Source organism: Streptomyces sp. NPDC014864, assembly GCF_043081525.1.
Lineage (GTDB): Bacteria > Actinomycetota > Actinomycetes > Streptomycetales > Streptomycetaceae > Streptomyces.
The window spans coordinates 255269-275018 of record NZ_JBIBWT010000009.1 but is presented as its reverse complement, the minus strand read 5'-3'; the positions used below and the strand labels follow the sequence as shown (position 1 = coordinate 275018).

14 protein-coding genes and 1 tRNA gene are annotated in these 19750 nt (G+C 72.0%); 9 read left to right on the top strand and 6 right to left on the bottom strand.

Annotated features, from left to right (window positions below):
* The first annotated feature begins 95 nt into the window (after nt 1–95).
* Nucleotides 96–3500, top strand: a complete 3405-nt coding sequence (locus ACF1A5_RS19200; RefSeq protein WP_392194041.1) for a HelD family protein — start codon at nt 96–98, stop codon at nt 3498–3500.
* A gap of 367 nt (nt 3501–3867) precedes the next feature.
* Here the strand turns inward: ACF1A5_RS19200 and ACF1A5_RS19195 are convergent, their stop codons facing one another.
* The 4 genes from ACF1A5_RS19195 to ACF1A5_RS19180 all read right to left on the bottom strand — a co-directional run bounded on the left by ACF1A5_RS19195 (nt 3868) and on the right by ACF1A5_RS19180 (nt 7994).
* Nucleotides 3868–4293 (bottom strand): hypothetical protein, encoded by a 426-nt coding sequence (locus tag ACF1A5_RS19195; RefSeq protein WP_392194040.1) that lies wholly within the window; start codon nt 4291–4293, stop codon nt 3868–3870.
* A gap of 483 nt (nt 4294–4776) precedes the next feature.
* Nucleotides 4777–4852 (bottom strand) — tRNA-Arg (locus ACF1A5_RS19190).
* A gap of 72 nt (nt 4853–4924) precedes the next feature.
* Nucleotides 4925–6613, bottom strand: a complete 1689-nt coding sequence (locus tag ACF1A5_RS19185; RefSeq protein WP_392194039.1) for an IclR family transcriptional regulator C-terminal domain-containing protein — start codon at nt 6611–6613, stop codon at nt 4925–4927.
* Between the two features lie 97 nt (nt 6614–6710).
* Complete coding sequence (locus ACF1A5_RS19180; RefSeq protein ID WP_392194038.1) at nt 6711–7994, bottom strand: M6 family metalloprotease domain-containing protein; 1284 nt, start codon at nt 7992–7994, stop codon at nt 6711–6713.
* Between the two features lie 463 nt (nt 7995–8457).
* On the opposite strand from ACF1A5_RS19180, the gene ACF1A5_RS19175 reads away from it, so the two are divergent.
* Together ACF1A5_RS19175 and ACF1A5_RS19170 are read left to right on the top strand one after the other, a co-directional pair.
* Nucleotides 8458–9117, top strand: a complete 660-nt coding sequence (locus ACF1A5_RS19175; protein WP_392194037.1) for a TetR/AcrR family transcriptional regulator — start codon at nt 8458–8460, stop codon at nt 9115–9117.
* Between the two features lie 250 nt (nt 9118–9367).
* A complete protein-coding gene (locus ACF1A5_RS19170; RefSeq protein WP_392194036.1) occupies nt 9368–10903 on the top strand; it encodes an MFS transporter in 1536 nt (511 codons plus the stop codon).
* Nucleotides 10904–11001: 98 nt separating this feature from the next.
* Here the strand turns inward: ACF1A5_RS19170 and ACF1A5_RS19165 are convergent, their stop codons facing one another.
* Complete coding sequence (locus ACF1A5_RS19165; protein ID WP_392194035.1) at nt 11002–11535, bottom strand: MarR family winged helix-turn-helix transcriptional regulator; 534 nt, start codon at nt 11533–11535, stop codon at nt 11002–11004.
* A 176-nt stretch (nt 11536–11711) separates the two neighbouring features.
* Between ACF1A5_RS19165 and ACF1A5_RS19160 the strand changes: the two genes are divergently transcribed.
* The 3 genes from ACF1A5_RS19160 (at nt 11712) to ACF1A5_RS19150 (ending at nt 15183) form a co-directional block, all read left to right on the top strand.
* Nucleotides 11712–12479 (top strand): dioxygenase, encoded by a 768-nt coding sequence (locus tag ACF1A5_RS19160; RefSeq protein WP_392194068.1) that lies wholly within the window; start codon nt 11712–11714, stop codon nt 12477–12479.
* 479 nt (nt 12480–12958) lie between these two features.
* Nucleotides 12959–13957 carry an RNA polymerase sigma factor RpoD/SigA gene (locus tag ACF1A5_RS19155; protein WP_392194034.1) on the top strand — a complete coding sequence of 333 codons (999 nt, stop codon included), beginning with the start codon at nt 12959–12961 and terminating at the stop codon, nt 13955–13957.
* A gap of 566 nt (nt 13958–14523) precedes the next feature.
* Nucleotides 14524–15183 (top strand): TetR/AcrR family transcriptional regulator, encoded by a 660-nt coding sequence (locus tag ACF1A5_RS19150; RefSeq protein ID WP_392194033.1) that lies wholly within the window; start codon nt 14524–14526, stop codon nt 15181–15183.
* A 49-nt stretch (nt 15184–15232) separates the two neighbouring features.
* On the opposite strand, the gene ACF1A5_RS19145 is transcribed toward ACF1A5_RS19150, so the two are convergent.
* A complete protein-coding gene (locus ACF1A5_RS19145) occupies nt 15233–16201 on the bottom strand; it encodes a helix-turn-helix transcriptional regulator (protein ID WP_392194032.1) in 969 nt (322 codons plus the stop codon).
* Between the two features lie 62 nt (nt 16202–16263).
* Here ACF1A5_RS19145 and ACF1A5_RS19140 point away from each other — a divergent pair, with 62 nt between their 5' ends.
* The 3 genes from ACF1A5_RS19140 to pfkB all read left to right on the top strand — a co-directional run bounded on the left by ACF1A5_RS19140 (nt 16264) and on the right by pfkB (nt 19693).
* Entirely contained in the window at nt 16264–17859 is a 1596-nt protein-coding gene (locus tag ACF1A5_RS19140; RefSeq protein ID WP_392194031.1) for an MFS transporter, read from the top strand.
* Between the two features lie 128 nt (nt 17860–17987).
* Entirely contained in the window at nt 17988–18749 is a 762-nt protein-coding gene (locus ACF1A5_RS19135; RefSeq protein WP_392194030.1) for a DeoR/GlpR family DNA-binding transcription regulator, read from the top strand.
* Complete coding sequence (gene pfkB / locus ACF1A5_RS19130) at nt 18746–19693, top strand: 1-phosphofructokinase (RefSeq protein WP_392194029.1); 948 nt, start codon at nt 18746–18748, stop codon at nt 19691–19693. The genes ACF1A5_RS19135 and pfkB overlap by 4 nt, the downstream gene beginning before the upstream one ends.
* Nucleotides 19694–19750: the final 57 nt, after the last annotated feature.

The window sequence follows — 19750 nt, the reverse complement described above, 5'->3', positions numbered from 1 at the left end:
CTTGTCACTAGATGGCCTTTGAATGTTATTTCAACGGTGTACGGGCACATGCCCGGCGCAGCACCCTTCGGGGCACTGCAAGGGAGGGGACACACATGGGCACCACCACGCGCGACGAGATCATCGTCATCGAGCAGAAGGCGGTGGACCGCGCCTACGACTGCTACGACGCGCGGCTGGCCGAACTGACCGGGGGGTCGGTCGCCTCGGCCTCCGCGAGCGGCAAGGACAGCGTCGCCAACCGTCTCGCGGCCGAGGAGCGAGCCGCGGCGTACGGAGGTCTCGGCAACGCGTCGCTGGTCATCAGCCGCGTAGACGTGCAGGACGGGCCCGGTGGAGAGCGCGGTACCTGGTACGTCGGCCGGCGTGCCGTCTCCGACGTCCAAACCCGCGACACCGTTGTCGTGGAGTGGACCAACGCGCTCGCGAAGAAGTGGCTCGACGCGCTGCCGGACGCTCCGGGAGAGGTGCTCCTGCGGCGGCGGCTGCACTGCACGCAGCGCGTCGTCGAAGGCTATGCCGACGACATCGCCGTCGCCGTCCCCGCCCCGCGGCCGCCCGTGGACGACGACGCCGATCCGGAATCCGCGGCGGCGGACGCCGCCACCGACGTACAGCGGCCGGAAGCCGACGTACAGCGGCCGGAAAAGGCAAGGCCGCCCGTCCTCACCCCGGCCGACGTCGCCCGCCTCCATCGTCAAAAGCCCCAGCAGCCCGACGACTTCCTCCTGCGCGAGCTTCAGCGCTCCCGCGGCGGCAGCATGCGGGACATCGTCGAGACCATACGCCGCGACCAGATGGCTCTGGTCACCGGTTCACCCTCCGACATCCTCGTCGTGCAGGGCGGCCCGGGCACCGGCAAGTCGGCGGTCGGCCTGCACCGCGTGACCTGGCTCGTCAACAACGGGCACTTCAAAGCCCAGGACGTCCTCGTCGTCGGCCCCCATCAGCGGTTCCTGGACTACGTGAGCCAGGTGCTGCCCACGCTCGGCACCCGGAACGTCAACGCCGTACAGGTGACCCGCCTGTGGGACGGCGAGATCCTCGGCACCGACACCCTCCAGGCGCGGCTGGTGAAGTCCGACGAGCGGATGGCGGCCGTCCTGCGGCGGCGCGTCGAGATCGAGTGCCGTCCCGAGGCCGTCGACGAGTTCACCACCACTCCCTCCTACGAGGGGGCCAAGCCGGAGCTCACCGTCACCGCCGGCGGCACGACCCTGCGTGTCCCGCGCTCCGAGGTGCTCGCCCTGCTGGAGGACGTCCGCCAAGGTGATGGCTCCTACCGTGAGCGCCGCGACCGGTTCCGCGGCCTGCTCGTCGACCGCCTGCTGCGGGAACTCGTCGCCGTCGCCCCTCGCCGCAGCCGCGACGACACGATCCGCCGCGACCTGGAACGCAACCGTCAAGTCGAGCGCCTGATCGAACGTGTCTGGCCGTCGCCGGGCGCCAGGGAAGCCCTGCGCACCCTCTACGACTCGGAAGATCTCCTGCGTACCTGCTCCGAGGGCATTCTCGACGACGCGGAGCAGGCCGCTGTGCACCGCCCCCGGGCTGACAAGGCCGACGCCGATCCCTGGACGCTCGACGACCACGTCTGCCTCGAAGAACTGCGCTACCTCATTACCGGGGAGACCCCGCAACGGTACGGGCACATCGTCGTCGACGAGGCACAGGACCTGACACCCATGCAGGCCCGCTCCCTGCGCCGGCGCTCCGCGGCGCACGGCTCCATGACCATCCTCGGCGACCTGGCCCAGGCCACCGGCCCCCACACCCACACCGACTGGGACCGCCTCGGCACCCTCCTGTCCGACCACGGCGACTGGCGCGTGGCCGAGCTGACCACCAGCTACCGCGTGCCCGCCGAAATCATGGAGTTCGTCGCCCCTCTGGCTCGTACCGTCGCCCCCGCACTGCCGTACCCGCAGGCCGTGCGCGCGGCGGGCCAGGACGCCGTACGGACGGTCGCGACCGACCCGTGGAAACTCCTCGACGACACCGTGGCCGAAGCCACCCGCCTCATCGGCACCAGCGACGGACACACCCTGCGCTCCGTGGCGGTCATCGTCCCCGACGACTCCGGCTGGCTCGACGAGATCAGCCGCCACCTGGACCTGGCCGACGGCATCACCGAGCAGGGCCGCGAGGCGGTGTCCGTGCTGGCCGCCGCCCAGGCCAAGGGCATGGAGTACGACCACGTCCTCGTCGTCGAACCCGCCACCATCGCCGACCGCGGCCCGGCCGGCCTGCGCCAGCTGTACGTCGCGCTCACCCGCAGCACCCAGAGCCTGACCGTCCTGCACACCTCCCCGCTCCCGGAGGCCCTCACGAACACCGACGGCGGCAGTACCCAACCAGCACCCACCGAAGGCGAACCAGGCATGGCAGACGGTGACGTCCCCGACATCGGTACGGACATCCGAGTCCGCGTGACCGGCCGGGCACCCGGCGGCCGCTACAGGGTCAAGGCCCTGGATCCCTCGATTGACGTGCCTCTGGTCCTGACCGTCCGCCACGGCTCGGTGCCCCCGGGCCCCGGCGAGGAACTGGACTGCTGGGTGTTCGCCCACGAGACGAACCACTGCCTGCTCACCGCGGACCAGCGTGGTCGCCAGCCCATCTCGCCCAGAATGGCGGAACGCTACGTGGCGGCTCTCGGCGTCTTCGACGACCTGACCAACGGTGACGGAACCATTCCGGAGAACGCCCGTGACCGCCTGTCCGAGCTCAAGGGCATGGCCAACCGCGTCCTTCGCCGCGACCAGGCGGACTGGGTGGACGTACGCCGTGTGCTCGGGTCTCCGGACAAGCACCGCCTCTGCCTCCTGCGCGACCTCGCGGCGCACACCAACCGCATGCTCAAGGACAACGACCTGGACGTGAACCGGCTCCAGGAGGACCTGGCACGCGCCGGCTGGGCCCAGGCCCTGGACGAAGCCCGGGAGACGCTCCGGCACCGCTGGGCCGCCGTGGACGAACCCGAAACCAACAATGCATCCTCCTCCGCTGAACAGCAGTCCGAGCAGAAGGAAGCCGAGCCTGTGACCTCCGCCGAAGACATGCCCGCCACGTCGGCGCCCGCGAAGGGGCTTCTGCACTCGCTGGAGACAGCGGCGGCCGCCGACCGCACGTGCAAAAAGCACGAGGCGGTGCGTCACGCGCTCAAGGCGGCCCTGCTCTGGGCGGACCTGCAGCCGACCGACTCCCCGATCGTCGACGTCAGCCGCATCGCGGAAGACGGCCACTTCCTCTACGAGGTTCTCGGTGCAGGCCGCTCCACCTACGCCGACCTCCGCTCGGGGGCTACCCGCCTCTTGGAGATCAACCACACCCTGCCCGCTCCTGCGGACCGCCTCTATCTGGTGCTCTCCGAACCGCCCGCCGAGGACTGGTCGGCCGACACCTTGTACGGCGTCTTCGGGGTTCACGTCCTGTGGCGCACCCCCGACAGCTGGGGCGGCCTGGACGCGGAAACCGCCCTGAGCTCCGGCCAGGTGTAACCCCTTCCGACATGAGCGCGACTGTCCCGTGCCCGCTCGTGCGCTGCTCGCGCCCTGGAAGCGCGGCGTGCCCGCAGGGCAGGACGTTCCCATTCAAGGCCGAAAGGCCCCTCGGATCCCAGCGGTCCCAGGGGTCATGGCAACACTCTGAAGGCGGTTTTCCACGCGCACCCCGGTCGGCCCACGAGGTGCGCGTGGACAACCTGCAGACGCTGCGGCACCGGGGGCGACAAAGGACCCGCCCCCATCAGGAACCAGGCGTCGGCGCCAAGTGGTTGCTGACGGAGAAGATCTCCTGGAGTCTGTCAACGCCTTCCCCCACCGCACCTTCTGGTGGGAGGGAGTCGGCGGCTCCCAGCTGCAGACGTCAGGGAGCCTTCCGGTTCGCCCGCTCGTATAGGGCTGTATAACGCCGGAGCGCCTCGTCGGCGAGTTCCTTGTCCAAGCGCCCAGCCAGGATCCGCTCGCGGGTGGCACTCGCGGGGAGTCTACGCGCCTTGAGGCGCTTGACCTTCTGTTCGGCATCCGTGAGCGAGGCTTCAGCCAAGGCAAGAGCGGGTCGACGGCCGGATGCCTCGTCGATCTTCCGCTCAAGCCGAGCGGTTGCGGAGTCGAGTTGATCAAATCTTCGGCAACGCTCGCACACGAGGCCGCCAGATCTCTGGAGCCGGAAGAGGAACTGGTGGCAGGCGCTACACGGGGATGAGAGTGCGAAGAGCGCCAGTGGGACTCGGGTGCCGGATTCTGGAATTTGGCCGCCCGTTTGACGGACGTGGCGGACCTTGTTGTGCATCGGCCGGACTCCCTCTCTAGCTTGCTATTTGAGCCGCGTACTTGGTCCGGCCGGTTGAAATCCGGTGTTAGCGGGGCGTGGAGCGCGGTGGGCTGTGGCTGTCGGAGTGTCGAGGTCCGAAGCACAGAGTGGCCGCAGTAGCGAGTCTCCCGGTAGATGTCCTCGCCGTCGAGCCATTGGAGGTCGGTTTCGAACCGAGTTCTACTTGATCCTCGACATCCGCGCAGACGTCCCTCCACTCATGGCCATCCCATCCGTTTGCACTGGAGTCCAGGCAGGCTCATGCGGTCAAGTCTCGGGTGTTCCCGGCGGTGCCGTGCTAGATGCGTGCTAGATGGGGAGGGAACCGGGGGAGTCGCCCGCGCATCCCACGCAGGATGCTGCCTGAGGGCGCGTTCCCATGTTTCGTTCCCATGCAAGGCCAAAAGGCCCCTCGGAGACGACTCTGAGGGGCCTTTCTGGTGCATCGTGCCTGGTCAGACATGGTGCCCCCGGCAGGATTCGAACCTGCGACACCCGCTTTAGGAGAGCGGTGCTCTATCCCCTGAGCTACGAAGGCGGATCGTGGCCGCGTGGGCCACAGGCGTCAGCGTACCGGATGTGGGCGGTCGCAGGTGGGGGACGCCGGGCGTCAGGTCAGGGGGACGTGGGTGAAATGGGTGGCCACGTGCAGGTCTGCCTCGATGGCGGCGGCCGTGCGGCGCAGGGCGGGGAGGAGGTGCTCGAGGCACTGTTCGCGGGTGTGGCGGGCCGTGTGCATGGCCACGCCGGCCGCGGCGACCACCCGGCCCGCGCGGTCGTGGATCGGGACCGCGAGGGAGCGGAGGCCCGCTTCCAGTTCCTCGTCCACCAGGGCGTAGGCGTGCTCCGCGGATTCGGGGTGCATCTGCGGCACGAACGGTGTGTCCGACAGGAGGACGCGGCCCAGGGCGGTGGCGTGGGCCGGGAGGCGGGTGCCCACAGTGATGTCCACGCTCATGATGCGGCCCGTCGTCGCCCGGGCCGTGTACTGGATCTCCTCGCCGGAGGGCGTCAGGACCGCCAGCGACGTCGACTCGTGGACGTGGGAGGCCAGTTCCTCGAGGTGCGGCAGAGCCGTCCGGGGGAGCGAGGTGCGGGACAGCGGCGGGAAGCCGAGGGACAGCACCCTCGGGGTGAGGGTGAAGGTCCGGTCGTCCTCCTGGCGTACCAGACCCAGGTGCTCGTACGTGATCAGCGCTCGCCGTGCCGTCGCCCGGGACAGCCCCGTCGCCTTGGCCACCTGCGCCGACGTGAGCGCGGCCCTGCCCTCGCCGAAGGCGGTCAGCACGGTCAGGCCGCGGGCCAGGGACTCGACGAACTCCCGGCCCAGTTCCTGCTTCGACGCGGCCGTCCACGTCGCCAGGTTCGACGGGGGTGAGGTGCCCGAGAGGGGCGGGGCCGCGCGCAGGTCCGCCTCCATCGCCGCGACCGTCCTTTGCAGGCGGGGCAGGAGGGTGGTGCGCAGGTCGTCCGCCGAGCGCCGGCTGGTGTGGCTCACCACGCTCGCCACGCACGCGATGCGGCCCGTGTCCGGGTGCCGTACGGGTACGGAGACCGCGACCAGGCCCGGCTCGATCAACTGGTCGTCCAGCGACCAGCCGTCCTCCCGCGCCCTCGCGGCGCGCCGCTCGAAGTCCGCGCCGATCGCGCCGACCGCGTCGATAGCGTCCCCCGGCCGGTCCGTCGGCGGCAGCCGTGGGGGTACGGCCGTAAAGCCCCTGTCCTCCGGGTCGGCCGTCCGGCGTGCGTGCCAGAGCCGCCAGTCCGCGTCGGTCCACTCCGTCGCGAACAGCGGGCCCGGTGCGGTGCGTTCGGCGGGGAGCAGGTCGCCGATGCGGAAGCTCAGCGACATCGCGCGGCGGCGGGTGGCCTGGTGGATGAAGCGGATGCCGTCCCGGTCGCCGACCGCCAGGGACACCGACTCGTCCAGTTCGTCGGCGAGGGCGTCGGCGCGCGCGTGGAGCAGCGCCGGCAGCCGCAGGGCGGCCAGGTAGGCGTTGCCCAGTTCCATGAGGCGGGGGGCGAGTACGACGTCCCGGCCGTCCGGACGGACGTACCCCATGCGGGCGAGCGTCGCCGTGATCCGGTCCACGGTGGAGCGGGCGAGTCCCGTGGCCCGTTCGAGGGCGCTCGGGCTCAACGTTCCGCCGGCCTCCGTCAGCTGCCGCAGCACCGCCACGCCCCGCATCAGCGGGGTGACGGCCTCGGCGGGCGGGACGGCCGCAGGGGCCGCGGTGGGTGCGGCGGGGGAGCCGGCGCCGGTGACCCGGTGGGCCACCGGCGGGGTGTTCGCGGGCATCGCTTCTCCGGTACGGGGGTGGCGGCAGGCCTACCGTAAGCCCGCACCGCGCGTTCCCTCCTCCGTACCTTCCGAGCGACCCGCATCCACCGGCCCCTCACTGCCGGGTGACCCGCACCCGGTAGTTCCCGTCGAGGTCGGCCGCCGCCACGTCGATGCGGATGCCCGCCCGCGGGTCCCGGAAGGACTGGCCCGGCGCGAAGGGCGCGTCGGAGAGCTCGGCGTGAACGTTGGGGCTGCGGGTGCAGCCGCCGGAGCCGCGGTGGGCGTCGTAGACCTTGATCGGGCCGCGGCCGGTGTCGACGTCCGCGTCGACCTTGTAGACGAGGACGCCCGGTTGGCAGACGGTCTTGTCGTTGCCGGCGCGGGTGCGCAGTTCCAGGGCGTAGCCGCTGCGGGCGTCGAGGGGGACGAAGACGAGTTTCGGGCCGCCGGGGCGGGCCAGCGGCGTCAGCGGGTACTCGACCGAGCCCCGCTTGGCCGCACAGCTCACCTGGGAGGCGTCCAGCCAGCCCAGCTTCCACTTGTGCCAGCCGAGGAGATCGTTGTCGGCCCCCCAGTCCTCGCTCATGATGTCCCAGTGGCCGACCGCGCCACCGCCCTCCGGCGTGTACAGGTCGGGCAGGCCGAAGACATGGCCGTTCTCGTGGGGCAGGACGCGGTAGCCGGTGGTGTCGTACGAGCCGGAGCCGTCGTCCTGGCGGGAGTAGACGAAGGAGGCGTTCGCCACCGGGACGCCGTCGGCGACCGGGGCGGCGCTGTTGCCCGCGAACGTCACCGACAGCACCGTGTCCAGCGCGGACGGTCCGGCGTTGGGGGTCATCAGCACGTTCAGCAGGTCGTAGTCCCGGAAGTCCACGGTGGGGTCGGCCGCCTTGACGATGTCCTGGACGAGTTGGCGGTAGCCGGGGTCGAAGGGCGCGCCGCGCTCTATGCCGTACGCCTTGAAGGGCTTGGGCATGCGCAGCCACCCGGATATCGGGGTTTCGGGGCGGTAGTCGAGCCGGCCGTAGGAGGCGGTGCGGAACCACTCCTGGGTCCGCGGGAAGAACTCGTGGTAGCGGTCGAGCGCTTTGCCCTCGCCCGGCGCGTCCGGGAAGTCGATCATGACCGTCAGGGCGTGGACGGTGCCGACGGAGCGGGCGTAGCCGCTGCCGGTCGGTATGCCCTCCGACATCTGCACGGCCGAACCGCCGCTGATCAGACACGGGTTGAGGGCGGGGGAGCGGGCCAGGACGGCCGAGCCCGCACCGGTGGCCGAGGGCCCCGCCGTGAGGCCTCCCCATCCGGCCGACGTGCTGACCGCCAGGGTCAGCGCGGTCACGGAGGCGAGGGCGGCCGCACGACGCTTGCGTATCCGGTGGCGGGGCTGCGGCTGCATCCGGGGACCTTTCGCGCCAGGCAGCCACCGGTCTCCGGCTGCGTCCTTTCGATCACCCTGTGTCGTCGGGGCGGTGGACGCGCGCTGGAGCGGCCGATCGTGCGACGGCCGATCGGGAGGAGGGGCCGGTCAGGCGGGGGCCGGGGGGCACCCATGGTCCGGGGGCGGGGGGCACCCATGGTCCGGGGCCCGCCCGGGGGGTCACCCATGGTCCGGGGGCCGGGCGGTCGCCCACAGTCATGTGACCCAGGTCACCGGAAAACTTGGCCGACGCGGGAAATAACCGGGGATCGTTTCCCCGTTTAGCCCTGTGTCGAGCGAAACGGGGAGTCCTTCCCCGGATCGCGGCGACACGCGACAGGACTCAACAAGACCCGAGGTTCGGGGCCTGAGGCCCAAGGCCCCATGGCGCCATCCCGAGCCCCCGGACCCGCAAGCCCCACGATCAGTCGAGGAGTACGCCGTGCAGACCGCGACCGCCCACTCGCGCAAGGCGACCCGGCCCCGCGCCGACGCTCTGCGCAACCGGGAGCGGATCGTCACCGCCGCCCGCGAGATGTTCGTCGAGTTCGGACCCGAGGTGCCGCTCGACGAGATCGCCCGCCGGGCCGGCGTCGGCAACGCCACGCTGTACCGCAACTTCCCGGACCGCGACGCTCTCGTCCGCGAGGTCGTCTGTTCCGTCATGGACCGTACGGCGCTGGCGGCGGAGCAGGCGCTCGCGGAGACCGGCGACGCCTTCGAGGCCCTGGAGCGCTTCGTGCACGTCGCCGCCGACGAGCGGATCAGCGCGCTGTGCCCGATGATCTCCAGCACCTTCGACCAGCACCACCCCGATCTGGAAGCCGCCCGCGAACGGGTGGAGCGTCTCGTCGAGGAGGTCATGGACCGCGCCAAGGCGGCCGGGCAACTGCGCTCGGACGTGGGCGTCGGCGACCTGATGGTGGCCGTGGCCCAGCTCAGCCGGCCCCCGGCCGGCACCGGCTGCCTCGGCACCGACCGCTTCGTACACCGTCATCTGCAGCTGTTCCTGGACGGGCTGCGGGCCCCGGCCCGGTCCGTCCTGCCAGGTGAGGCCACGACCATGGAGGACCTGAGGACCTGCGCCAGGCTGCCTGAGTAACGCGGGCACCGCACCGCGCCCCTCCTCCACCACCCGGGCGCCGAGCCGCCCAGCCACCGAGGCGCCGAGCCACCCAGCCGCCAAGACCACCCAGCCACCCGGGCGTCGAACCGCCAAGTCGAGCCATCCAGCCACCAACGCCACCCCACCCAGCCACCCAAGCCGTCAAGACCCTGCGGCCGTCACCGACGACGAGCCGCCGGCACACGTCACCCTTTTTCCGTCACGAAGTCCCGAAGTGGGTACCCCCATGTCCGAAACAGCCGTGAAGGCCCCCGGCGTCCCCGACGCCAACCGCTGGAAGGCGCTCGTCTTCATCGCGCTCGCCCAGCTGATGGTCGTCCTGGACGCCACCATCGTGAACATCGCCCTGCCCTCCGCCCAGCAGGACCTCGGCATCTCCGACGGCAACCGGCAGTGGGTCGTCACCGCGTACGCCCTGGCCTTCGGTGGTCTGCTGCTGTTCGGCGGCCGCATCGCCGACCTGTGGGGCCGCAAGCGCGCCTTCGTCACCGGCCTGGCCGGCTTCGCCGCCGCCTCCGCGCTCGGCGGCGCGGCCACGAGCGGCGCGATGATGTTCGGGGCCCGCGCCCTGCAGGGCGCGTTCGGCGCGCTGCTCGCGCCGGCCGCGCTCTCCCTGCTCGCGGTGATGTTCACCGACGCCAAGGAACGCGCCAAGGCGTTCGGCATCTACGGCGCGATCGCCGGTGGCGGCGGCGCCGTCGGCCTGATCCTCGGCGGCTTCCTCACCGAGTACCTGGACTGGCGCTGGACGTTCTTCGTGAACATCCCGTTCGCCGTCCTCGCCGCGGCCGGTGCCTACCTGGTCGTCCGCGAGCCGGAGGGCAGCCGCAAGCGCGCGCCGCTCGACATCCCCGGCGTCGTGCTGTCCACCCTGGGCCTGGTCGCGCTGGTCTACGGCTTCACCCGCGCCGAGTCCGACGGCTGGGGCGACTCCGTGACCGTCGGCATGTTCGTCGGGTCGGCCCTCCTGCTCGCGGCATTCGTGGTCGTCGAGTCGAAGGTCAAGGCCCCGCTGCTGCCGCTGCGCGTGGTCACCGAGCGCAACCGCGGCGGTGTCTACCTCTCCCTGGGCCTGGCGATCATCGCGATGTTCGGCCTCTTCCTCTTCCTCACCTACTACCTCCAGGTCGTGAAGGGCTACTCGCCGGTGAAGACCGGCTTCGCCTTCCTCCCGATGATCGCGGGCATGATCACCGGCTCCACCCAGATCGGCGCCCGGCTCATGACCCGGGTGGCGCCGCGGCGGCTGATGAGCCCCGGCTTCCTGGTCGCGGGCCTCGGCATGCTGCTGCTGACCCAGCTGGAGATCGGCTCCTCGTACGCCACGCTGCTGCTGCCGGCGATGCTGCTGCTCGGCCTCGGCATGGGTACGGCGTTCATGCCGGCCATGTCCCTGGCCACCCTGGGCGTCGAGCCGCGTGACGCCGGTGTCGCCTCGGCGATGGTCAACACCTCGCAGCAGGTGGGCGGTGCGATCGGTACGGCCCTGCTGAACACGATCGCGGCCTCCGCGAAGACCGGGTACGTCAAGGACCACATCGGGGCCGCCGTGTCCAGGCCGCAGCAGCAGCTGGTCCAGCTGGAGGGCATGGTGCACGGCTACGCGAGCGCCATCTGGTTCGCCGTCGGCATCCTGGCCGCGGCCTCCTTGATCGCGCTGACCTTCGTCAACGCCGGCCGCCCGGGGAGCGCGACGGTCACCGGCTCCGGCGCGGGCGAGGGCGTCGAGGACGAGGTGGCGGTCCCGGTCGTCGCCCACTGACCCACCGGCCCACCGGCCGCCCACCGACCCATCCACCGGCCGTCCACCGACCGGACGGCCTGCCCCTTGCCTTGCCCCGGCCCCTCCGCGCACTCCGCTCAGCGGAGCCAGGGCAGGTCCGCACCCGCTTCGTCCGGCTGGAGTCCCTCGGCGACGATCCGCATGATCTCGCCGAGGGATTTCTGCTGTTCCGGGGTCAGCCGGTCGAACAGGGCCTGGCGTACGGCGGCCACGTGGCCGGGCGCGGTACGGCGCAGGACGTCCCGCCCCTCCTCGGTCAGCACCGCGAACTGGCCCCGCTTGTCGGAGGGGCAGTCCTCACGGCGTACCCATCCGTTCTTCTCCAGGCGCGCCACGGCGTGCGAGAGACGGGAGCGGGTGATCTTCGCGTTCCTGGCCAGCTCGGTCATCCGCAGCCGGAGGCCCGGGGACTCGGCTAGCTGGACGAGGAGGCCGTAGTAGATGTGCGGCATCCCCGCGTCACGCTGCAGCTGCCGGTCGAGGTGGTCCTCCAGGAGGGTGGTGGCGTGCAGGTAGGAGCGCCAGACGAGCTGCTCCTCGGCGGTGAGCCAGCGATGGTCCCCGGTGGGGCCGGGGCCGGAGCCGGTCGCGGATGCGGGTGCCGTGTTCATGGCTCCACTGTACGAGGCCACTTCTTGAAAGTTAAACAATCGGGACGTACCCTCTCGAGTAAAGCTTTAGCTTTCAAGCAATGCCGGAGGGAGCCGCCATCATGTCCGAAGCCACCCAGGCGCACACGCAGCAGGGCCGCAGCCGGGAGGGTACGGCGGAGCGTGCCCCGGGACGCATGCCCGCCCTCTACCTCAGCCACGGCGCCCCACCGCTCGCGGACGACCCGGTCTGGCCCGGTGAACTCGCCTCCTGGTCCGCCGCGCTGCCCCGCCCCAAGGCGATCCTCGTGGTGTCCGCCCACTGGGAGGAGGCCCCGCTCGCCATCGGCGCCACCGAGCCGGTCCCCCTCGTCCACGACTTCTGGGGCTTCCCGGAGCGCTACTACCAGGTGCGCTACGACGCTCCCGGCGCCCCCGAACTCGCCGCGAGCGTACGCAAGTTGCTGCGCGCCCCCGGTATGCCGGTGCAGGACGTGCCCAGTCGCGGCCTCGACCACGGCGCCTACGTCCCCCTCGTCGAGATGTTCCCCGCGGCCGACGTCCCCGTCCTGCAGATCTCCATGCCGACCCTCGACCCGGTGAAGCTCATGGACATCGGCCGCAGGCTGGCCCCGCTGCGCGACGAGGGCGTGCTGATCGTCGGCTCCGGCTTCTTCACCCACAACCTGGCCGCGCTGCGTCACGCCGGGCGCGGGGTGCCGAGCTGGTCCTCCGAGTTCGACGACTGGGGCCGCCGCGCGCTGGAGACCCGCGACTGGGACGCCCTGCTCGACTTCCTCGACAGGGCCCCGGCCGGCCGGTACGCCCATCCGCGCACCGAGCACTTCGCCCCGCTCTTCGTGACCATGGGCGCGGCGGAGGCCGGTGGGGAGCTGGACACGCAGAAATCCGTGATCGACGGCTTCTGGATGGGAATGGCGAAGCGGTCCGTGCAGTTCGGCTGAAACAAGCACACACGCGCTGCGTACCTCTGGGTGTGGAGAGTCTGGGAATCTCCTGAGAGTCCGGGTTTGCGGCAACCTTCGGCCGGTACCACCCGTCCTTGAGGGTGGGAGAGCGGCCGAGGGCGACGCTCTCCCCGCGGCTCTTCCCGCGACGCTCTCCGTGGCCCTCCCCGTGAGGGACCGGCCACCGCACGTGTGACCGGAGCCTCGCGGCGGCCGGAGCGCGGGGCTCGCGGGGACCTCGACGGAGAGGGCGCTCACCGCTCTGACCTGCGTCTCCGTGAGGGCCGTCGGCGGTGCTCGGGCGCAGCGGCCGTGCAGGGTACTGCATGATCAGAAAAATTGGGGGGTGGGTTGGGAATTCTGTCCGGATTCCAGTCGTTGTTTCCATCGGATGCGGGGCACCCGAGGAGAGTCCCCCAAGACAGTGTCCAGCGTCCGCAGCCCACCCGCTGACCCACCATCGCAAGGGAGCACGCATGGCAACCCGTGCCGTCGCCCGTCGTAAGTCCGCCACCGGCGAGACGGCCGACGCGGCAAACAGTGTTCGCGCCCATGGCGGCGAGATCGCCGACCGCGACCTGGTCGGCATGTATCTCGACGAGATCGCGCGCACACCGCTGCTCGACGCCGCGAAGGAAGTCGAGCTCTCCCAGGTCATCGAGGCGGGTGTGTTCGCACAGCAGATCCTCGACGGGCTCGAGGAGTCCAAGGCGGACGCCTCCCGCGAGGAGCTCGAAGCCCTGGTCGCCGAGGGGGAGCGGGCCAAGGACATCTTCATCCGTTCCAACCTCCGCCTGGTCGTCGCCGTCGCCCGGCGCTACCCGCGCAGCGGTCTGCCCCTGCTGGACCTGATCCAGGAGGGCAACGCCGGCCTGGTGCGCGCCGTCGAGAAGTTCGACTACCGCAAGGGCTTCAAGTTCTCGACGTACGCGACCTGGTGGATCCGTCAGGCGATCACCCGCTCCATAGCGGACCAGTCCCGCACGATCCGCCTGCCCGTCCACCTCGTGGAGGAACTCGGCCGCATCCGCCGGGTCCAGCGCGAGTTCAACCGGGAGCACGGCCGTGACCCGGAGCCCGCGGAGATCGCCACCGAGCTCGGCTCGACGCCGGAGCGCGTCGCGGACGTCCTCGACTGGGCCCGCGACCCGGTCTCGCTGAACATGTCGGTGGACGACGAGGGCGAGACCCAGTTCGGCGACCTCCTGGAGGACACCTCGGCGGTGTCGCCGGAGCAGTCGGTGCTCACCCTGCTGCGCAGCGAGGAGCTCGACGACCTGATCGGCCGCCTCGACCAGCGCACGGCCTCCATCATCAAGATGCGCTACGGCATCGATGACGGCCGGGAGCGCACGCTGACCGAGGTGGGCAAGGAGCACGGGCTGACGCGCGAGCGCATCCGCCAGATCGAGAAGCACGCCCTGCTGGAGCTGAAGAAGCTGGCCCGCGACACCGGCTTCGACGCGGCGGCCTGACCCGGTCCCGAGGCGTCCGCGTGACACCACCCCTGGTGTCGGCGTGACGCGGGCCCCGAAAGGGGAGCCCCGTCACGCCGGCCGCGCAGGGGGGAACCGGGACTGTCCGCCGCTCGCGGAGGGTTCCGCGGCTCGCGGGTGCCGGAAGGGTCTCGTCGATGCCGGAAGGCGGGCGAGCGCCGCGCGCCGGCCGCGTACGCCGGGTGGCAGAAGTACGCGCGAACAATGGCGCTGTACCGCCGCTTCAACCCGGGGGGCCGTGGGAACAACCTTTCAGGGCACAGCAGTTCGGCCCGCACGGCCCCGCACGAAACCGCCCGCACCGACCCCGGAACGGCCACCGGAGGAGTCGGCGGACGGACCACCGAGCCAAGTCCCGACGCACACCCCCCCGGCGCCGGGACTCTCCCCAGCCGGGCTTCGGCGCCACCCCCCCCCGGGTGCCGGAGCCCGGCTACTTCCTTCTCCGCCTCCGCACACACCGGACAGGCGGGGCACCCCGGACCTGAACCCCGGGGTGGCCCGCCCAGATGGCAGATTGTGCCACACAGGCATAACCTGCCGATGTGAGCAGTTCCACCCCTTCTCCGAGACGTACCCCCTCCTCGCCCACGCTGACCGAGCGCCGCAAGGCGGTCACGCGGATGGAGATCGCCCGGGCCGCGGCCCGCCTCTTCGTCACCCGGGGGCTGCGGGCCACCCGCGCCGAGGACATCGCCCAGGCCGCCGGTGTCGCCCCGCGCACTTTCTACCGGTACTTCGCCACGAAGGAGGAGGCCGTGGCGCCCCTCTACGCGGCCGGCGCCGAACGGTGGACACAGGCGGTGCGCGAAGCCCCCGGCGACCTCCCCGTCCTCCGCACCCTGGAACACGCGGTGCGCTACACGCTGACCCCCGGCGCCGGGGTCTCGGAGGCCTCCTGGCAGTGGGTCCGCACGCTCATCCGGCTGGCCGACACCAATCCGGCGGTGCGCAAGGTCTGGGCGGAGGAGTGCCAGGCGTCGGAACGGAGGCTGGCGGAGGTCCTGGCGGGGCGCCTCGACAACGTTGCCGAGCGGCCGCCCGGCTCCCAGGAGGTGCGCTTCGCCGCCGCCGTGGCCAGCGCCGCCGTACGCGTGGCGGTGGAGAGCTGGGCCGCCGGGGAGTCCCGGCCCGACGGCCCGGACGGCCCCGCCGAGCTGGCCCTGCGCAACCTCGCCGCCCTGCGCGACTTCGACTGGACCTGATCCGCGCACCCCTGAACGCGGACCGTCCCCGCCGCCGGCCGCGTCCCGCTCAGGCGCCCCCGGCCGCCCGGCTCAGCCGCGCCCCCAGTTCGCGGACGCCGTCCACCAGTTCCGCGGGCTCCCGCACCACGAACTCCAGCCCCGTCATCAGCAGCCGCACCGCCAGCCACTCCACCCGGTCACCGGTACTCGCCCGCACGCGGCACCCGCCGCCGTCGAGCGGCTCCGGCGCACCGAGCCAGGCCGGCAACCGCCCCGCGACGACGTCCGCGGACTCGGCGAACGTCACGGTGAACTCGTACGTCCCCTGCTGCCGGTGCATCGACTGCCGCAGGTACTCCGCCGCGCTCCCGGTCGGCAGCTCCCGCGGAGCGAACCGCGCCCCCGTCGCGAACGGCTCGCTCACCCGGTCGACCCGGAACGTCCGCCAGTCCGCGCGATCGAGGTCGTAGGCCACGAGGTACCAGCGCCGCCCCGTCGAGACCAGACGGTGCGGCTCGGTCAGGCGGCGCGTCTCGGTCCCGTCCCCTGCCCGGTAGGAGAACCGCAGCCGCTCCTGCCCCGCGACCGTCGACGCCATCACGGTCAGCGTCTCGGGCGCGATGCTCGCCCCGTCCCCGCTCACCAGCGGTGTCGTCGCGGCCTGCAGGGTGGAGACCCGGTGCCGCAGCCGGGCCGGCAGCACCTGCTCCAGCTTCGCCAGGGCCCGTACCGACGCCTCGTCCACGCCCTCCACCGCGTGCCCGGCCCCCGCCCGCAGCCCCACCGCGATCGCCACCGCCTCCTCGTCGTCGAGCACCAGCGGCGGCATCGCCTTGCCCGCGACCAGCCGGTAGCCCCCGTCGGAGCCCCGCGTCGCCTGCACGGGATAGCCCAGCTCCCGCAACCGGTCGATGTCGCGCCGGACCGTACGGCGGGACACCCCGAGCCGGCCGGCGAGTTCACCGCCGGGCCATTCGCGGGGCGTCTGGAGGAGGGACAGGAGCGTCAGCAGCCGAGCCGGAGTGTCCGTCGTCATGCGTTCGAGGATGCCGTACAGCTAGGACATGATCTGACCTATTGCGCTTCTACCGTGAAGCCATGACCACCGACACGACCCGCGACACGCCACCCGAACCGGCGGCCGCCGCCGACGCCCCGCGCACCTCCGGCCCCACCCCGCACACCGCCGGCTTCTCCGGCGCCCCCGGCACAGCCGACCGCCGCCGCTGGTTCGCGCTCGCCATCGTCATGACCGCGGCCTTCATGGACCTCGTGGACGTCACGATCGTCAACATCGCGATCCCCTCCATCCAGCGGGACGCCGGCGCGTCCTTCAGCCAGATCCAGTGGATCACCGCCGGTTACGCCCTCGCCTTCGCCGCCGGCCTGATCACCGGCGGGCGGCTCGGCGACATCCACGGCCGCAAGCGGCTGTTCCTCGTGGGCATCGGCGGCTTCACCCTCGCCTCCGCCCTGTGCGGCTTCGCCGCGAACCCGGACATGCTGGTGGCCTCCCGCATCCTCCAGGGCGGCATGGCGGCGATGATGGTTCCGCAGGTCCTGTCGATCGTGCACGCCACCTTCCCGGCGCACGAACGCGGCAAGGTCTTCGGCCTGTTCGGGGCGATCGTCGGGCTCGGCGCGGTCTCCGGTCCGCTGCTCGGCGCGCTGCTCACCGAATGGAACCTCCTCGGCCTCGAATGGCGCCCGATCTTCCTGATCAACCTCCCGGTCGGCGTCGCCGCCCTCCTCCTCGGCGGCCGCTTCATCACCGAGTCCAGGGCCCCGCGCGCGCTGAGACTGGACCTCGTCGGAGTCGGCCTGGTCACCCTCGGCCTGCTGATGCTGCTCTACCCGCTGACCCGCGGCCGTGAGCTGGGCTGGCCGCTGTGGGGATACGGGTCGATGGCGGGCGCCTTCGTGGTCTTCGCGGTCCTGGTCGCGTACGAGCGGCGGAAGGCGGCGCGGGACGGCTCCCCGCTGGTCGAACTGTCCCTGTTCCGGGTCAAGAGCTTCGCGGCGGGCATCGCCGTCCAGACCGTCTTCGGCGTCGCGCTCGGTGTGTTCTTCCTGGTCTGGACGCTGTACATGCAGATCGGGCTGGGATGGAGCGCGCTGCGGGCGGGGCTGACGGGTGTCCCGTTCTCGATCGCGGTCTCGGTGGCGGCGGGGATGTCGGTGCAGAAGCTGGTTCCGCGGTTCGGCCGCAAGGTCCTTCAGGCGGGCGCGCTGACCATGGGCGCCGGTGTCCTGCTCTACATCTGGGAGTCCGGCCGCTACGGCCTGCACATCGCCTCCTGGCAGATGGCGCTGCCGCTGGTCGTGATGGGCGCGGGCATGGGCCTGATCGTCGCCCCGCTGACGGACGCCGTGCTCTCGGAGGTGCCGCGCGAGCACGCCGGTTCGGCGTCCGGCCTGATCAACACCGTGCAGCAGATGGGCAACGCGCTGGGCCTCGGCCTTGTGTCGGTGGTGTTCTTCGGCGTGATCGGCGACCGGCCGGCACCGGCCCAGGTCGGTCCGGCCTTCGTGCACGCCTTCCGGCACGCGCTGGTGTACGTCGTCGCGGTGATGGGCGTCATCTTCGTCCTGATGTCCGCGCTGCCCAGGCGCCCGGCGCAGCACATGGAGGGCGCAGGCGAGGAGCAGGCGGCGCCCGGGACGCCGGAGCGGGAGCGCGCGCTCGTGGGCTGACCGCTCCGCTCCTACTCCGCAAGCCCGTTCATGCCCGATTCGAGCCCGAACCTGTTTACTTTCCCCGAACGCGGGCGTAGCCTCGCAGGGAAACCACAGGTTCGGGCATCGGTCGGAGGCAAACGGACATGTACGCACCGGAGCGGCAGCAGGAGATCCTCCGGCTCGCCCGTGACGGCGGCCGGGTGGACGTCGTGTCGCTCGCCGAGGAGTTCCAGGTGACCGCGGAGACCATCCGCCGGGACCTGAAGGCCCTCGACCGCGCCGGCCTGGTCCGCCGGGTGCACGGCGGTGCCATCCCGGCCGGGCGCCTCGACTTCGAGCCGGACCTCACCGAGCGCGAGTCCACCGCCGCCGACGAGAAGGACCGGATCGCCAAGGCCGCCCTCGCCGAGCTGCCCACCGAGGGCACGGTGATCCTCGACGCCGGTACGACGGTCGCCCGCCTGGCCGGGGCCGTCCCGCTGGAGGCCACTCTCACCGTCGTCACGCACAGCCTCCCCATCGCGGCCCGCCTCGCCGACCACCCTGGCATCCAGCTGCACCTCGTCGGAGGGCGCGTGCGGCACCGGACCCGCGCCGCGGTGGACGCCTGGGCCCTGCGCGCCTACGGCGAGATCCGCGCCGACGTGCTGTTCGTCGCCGCCAACGGCTTCTCCGCCGAGCACGGTCTCACCACCCCCGACCTCGCCGAGGCCGCCGTGAAGCGCGCGGCGGTCGCCGCCGCCCGACGTGTGGTGCTGCTCGCCGACTCCGCCAAGCACGGCCAGGAGCACTTCGCCCGCTTCGGCGACCTGAGCGACGTGGACCTGCTGATCACCGACAGCGGTCTGAGCCCCGAGGACGGCGCCGCCATCGAGCGCGGCGGCACGGAAGTGGTGCGCGCATGATCCTCACCGTCACCCCCAACCCGTCCCTGGACCGCACCTACGAGGTCCCCACACTCCACCGCGGCGAGGTCGTCCGCGCCACCGGCGAACGGATGGACCCGGGCGGCAAGGGAGTGAACGTCTCGCGCGCGGTCGCCGCCACCGGACGGCGCACGGTCGCCGTGCTGCCCCTGGGAGGCGCGCCGGGCGCGCTGGTCGCGGAGCTGCTCGACGCGCAGGGCATCGAGGTCGCGCCGGTGCCGGTCGCCGGGGCCACCCGCTCCAACATCGCCCTCGCCGAGGCCGACGGTGTCCTGACGAAGATCAACGCGCCGGGGCCGGAGCTCTCCGCCGACGAGCAGGAACTGCTCCTGGACACCGTGCGGCGGCAGTCGCGCGGCGCCGACTGGATCGCGTGCTGCGGCAGCCTGCCGCGCGGACTCGACCCGTCCTGGTACGCCGACCTGGTCGCGCGGGCGCACGCCGCCGGCGTGCGCATCGCGCTGGACACCTCCGGACCCGCGCTGCTCGCGGCACTGCGCGAGGGCCCGGACGTGGTGAAGCCGAACGTCGAGGAGCTGGCGGAGGCCGTCGGACGCCCGCTGGCCACGGTGGGCGACGCGCTGAAGGCGGCCGAGGAACTGCGCGGGCTGGGCGCGGGCGCCGTGCTCGCCAGCCTCGGCGCCGACGGCCAGCTGCTCGTGGACGGTGCGGGCGCCTGGTTCGGCTCCGCGCACGTCGACGTCGTCCGCAGCAACGTGGGGGCCGGCGACTCCTCGCTCGCCGGCTTCCTGATCGCGGGCGGCAGCGGCCGGGAGGCCCTCGCCTCCGCCGTCGCGCACGGCGCGGCCGCCGTCCGGCTGCCGGGCAGCCTGATGCCGGCCCCGCGCGACCTGGACCCTGCGGCGGTGACGGTCACGGCCGAGGTGCCGGTCGACCGCCCCCTGAAGGAGCCGGTGCCATGAACGTACGTACGACGTCTCCCGCTTCCCCGCACAGCACCCCCGCCTCCGCCCCCGCCC

What these genes read in the sequence shown, in the direction of transcription:
- ACF1A5_RS19195 (WP_392194040.1), bottom strand. Translation starts at nt 4,293, where the DNA reads ATGCACAACAAGGTCCGCCACGTCCGTCAAACGGGCGGCCAAATTCCA.
- ACF1A5_RS19180 (WP_392194038.1), bottom strand. Translation starts at nt 7,994, where the DNA reads ATGCAGCCGCAGCCCCGCCACCGGATACGCAAGCGTCGTGCGGCCGCC.
- ACF1A5_RS19200 (WP_392194041.1), top strand. Translation starts at nt 96, where the DNA reads ATGGGCACCACCACGCGCGACGAGATCATCGTCATCGAGCAGAAGGCG.
- ACF1A5_RS19170 (WP_392194036.1), top strand. Translation starts at nt 9,368, where the DNA reads ATGTCCGAAACAGCCGTGAAGGCCCCCGGCGTCCCCGACGCCAACCGC.
- ACF1A5_RS19185 (WP_392194039.1), bottom strand. Translation starts at nt 6,613, where the DNA reads ATGCCCGCGAACACCCCGCCGGTGGCCCACCGGGTCACCGGCGCCGGC.
- ACF1A5_RS19165 (WP_392194035.1), bottom strand. Translation starts at nt 11,535, where the DNA reads ATGAACACGGCACCCGCATCCGCGACCGGCTCCGGCCCCGGCCCCACC.
- ACF1A5_RS19160 (WP_392194068.1), top strand. Translation starts at nt 11,712, where the DNA reads ATGCCCGCCCTCTACCTCAGCCACGGCGCCCCACCGCTCGCGGACGAC.
- ACF1A5_RS19140 (WP_392194031.1), top strand. Translation starts at nt 16,264, where the DNA reads ATGACCACCGACACGACCCGCGACACGCCACCCGAACCGGCGGCCGCC.
- ACF1A5_RS19145 (WP_392194032.1), bottom strand. Translation starts at nt 16,201, where the DNA reads ATGACGACGGACACTCCGGCTCGGCTGCTGACGCTCCTGTCCCTCCTC.
- ACF1A5_RS19155 (WP_392194034.1), top strand. Translation starts at nt 12,959, where the DNA reads ATGGCAACCCGTGCCGTCGCCCGTCGTAAGTCCGCCACCGGCGAGACG.
- ACF1A5_RS19135 (WP_392194030.1), top strand. Translation starts at nt 17,988, where the DNA reads ATGTACGCACCGGAGCGGCAGCAGGAGATCCTCCGGCTCGCCCGTGAC.
- pfkB (WP_392194029.1), top strand. Translation starts at nt 18,746, where the DNA reads ATGATCCTCACCGTCACCCCCAACCCGTCCCTGGACCGCACCTACGAG.